The sequence below is a fragment of the Edaphosphingomonas haloaromaticamans genome, from assembly GCF_001853345.1.
Taxonomy (GTDB): domain Bacteria; phylum Pseudomonadota; class Alphaproteobacteria; order Sphingomonadales; family Sphingomonadaceae; genus Sphingomonas_E; species Sphingomonas_E fennica.
Window position 1 is genome coordinate 3,747,316 of sequence record NZ_MIPT01000001.1, and the last position, 1,413, is coordinate 3,748,728.

Annotated in this window: 2 protein-coding genes; one reads left to right on the forward strand and one right to left on the reverse strand. The window is 63.6% G+C overall.

The genetic code is table 11. The features are described 5' to 3' along the window. Positions 1 to 17: 17 nt before the first annotated feature. A complete protein-coding gene (locus BHE75_RS17400; protein ID WP_070934599.1) occupies positions 18 to 1,115 on the forward strand; it encodes an IS630 family transposase in 1,098 nt (365 codons plus the stop codon). 184 nt (positions 1,116 to 1,299) lie between these two features. On the opposite strand, the gene BHE75_RS24170 is transcribed toward BHE75_RS17400, so the two are convergent. Then, positions 1,300 to 1,413, reverse strand: a 114-nt coding sequence (locus tag BHE75_RS24170; protein WP_254684555.1) for a flagellin, incomplete at its 5' end; no start/stop codon positions are given.

The following is a 1,413-nucleotide window of genomic DNA, read 5'->3' on the forward strand; positions in this document are numbered from 1 at the left end:
ATTTGGGGAGATGAGCGATGGCAGGGCGGCAGGCGGATGCGGTGGTGTTGAGCGCCGAGGAGCGCGCTTTTCTTGAGGCACAGGTTCGACGGCACAAGGTGCCTCGGTCGTTGTCAGATCGGTGCCGGATGATCCTGCTGTGCGCAGATGGGTCGCAAAGCAAGGAGGTCNCCGNGCGCCTTGGGGTGCACGAGCATACGGTCGGCAAGTGGCGCCGCAGGNTCGTGAAGGACCGCATCGAGGGCCTCACCGACGAGTACCGGCCCGGCCGCCCGCGTACCGTTTCCGATAGCCAGGTGGCACAGGTGATCGAGCGCACGCTGNACACCACGCCCAAGGGCGCCACCCACTGGTCGATCCGCTCCATGGCCGCCGAAGTCGGCCTTTCGCACNCCACTATCCGGCGGATATGGACGGCATTCGGCCTGCAGCCGCACCGGTCCCAGACCTTCAAGCTTTCCACGGATCCGCTATTCGTCGACAAGGTTCAGGACATCGTCGGCCTCTACATGTCGCCGCCGAACCGGGCCGTGGTGCTGTGTGTTGACGAGAAGTCCCAGATCCNGGCGCTCGATCGCGAACAGCCGGTCCTGCCGATGGCACCGGGCGTCCCTGAGCGGCGAACCCATACCTATGTTCGCAACGGCACGACCTCGTTGTTCGCAGCGCTCGACATCGNCACAGGAGCAGTGATCGGCAAATGCTACAAGCGCCACCGGGCAACCGAGTTTCTCGACTTCCTCAAGCAGATCGACGCCGCGATGCCCGAGGGACCCGATGTGCACCTCGTGATGGACAACTACGCCACGCACAAGACGCCGAGGATCAAGGCCTGGCTGGCGCGCCGTCCGCACTGGCACGTCCACTTCACACCGACATCGGCCTCCTGGATCAACCAGGTAGAACGCTGGTTCGCCGAACTCACGCGCAAGCAGTTGCAACGCGCCGTCCATCGATCCGCCGCCGAGCTCGAAGCTGACATCCTCGCCTTCATCGAGGCGCACAACGAAAACCCGAAGCCTTACCGCTGGACCAAATCCGCCGACGAAATACTCGCCTCCGTCAAGCGCTTCTGCCAGAAAGCAATGAAACGTACTTCAGATTCAGGTGACTAGGGGGATTGGTGGTTAATGCCGCCGGAAATGTTCCGGATGCGGTCCATCGCCCGAAAATCCTGTGGAATCGGGCGCCATCGCGCCTTCCCCGACATGCAAGAAGGCCGGAACGGCGAACCGCCCCGGCCTTCCGCATGACGTTCCACCCCGTGGGTGAGGGCTGGGGTGGAACCGATCATGTCCCTTAACGGAACAGCGACAGGATCGTCTGCGGCGCCTGGTTGGCGATGCTGAGGGCCTGGACGCCCAGCTGCTGCTGGACCTGCAGGGCCTGCAGCTTCGCCGATTCCTTGGCGAG